1 pseudogene is annotated in these 258 nt (G+C 41.5%); it reads right to left on the bottom strand.

The window, feature by feature from the left end:
• A pseudogene (locus KO524_RS15270) lies at positions 1–258 on the bottom strand (hypothetical protein); the annotation flags it as partial.

The following is a 258-nucleotide window of genomic DNA, read 5'->3' as shown; positions in this document are numbered from 1 at the left end:
GAATTGAGTTCCGTCGTAATAAACGTTACCTCCTACATAAGTATTGGTCAAGTTTTCGATCAATTGCTCCAATACCGTAGTATTGGTGATGATGTCCGTAAAGTTGTTGATCACATCAGCCGGTACGTCAATCGTAGTTACAGTTCCGTTTTCAGAGGTATAAACATAAGTCCCTTTTGGTCCTTTTACCAAAGTTGTAATCGTTTCTGCTCCAGCAGCTACCATGGCTTTGATATCTACAGTTACACTAGCACCCGC

Source organism: Flavobacterium sp. NKUCC04_CG, assembly GCF_019345525.1.
Lineage (GTDB): Bacteria > Bacteroidota > Bacteroidia > Flavobacteriales > Flavobacteriaceae > Flavobacterium.
This window is presented reverse-complemented; position numbering and strand designations above follow the sequence as displayed.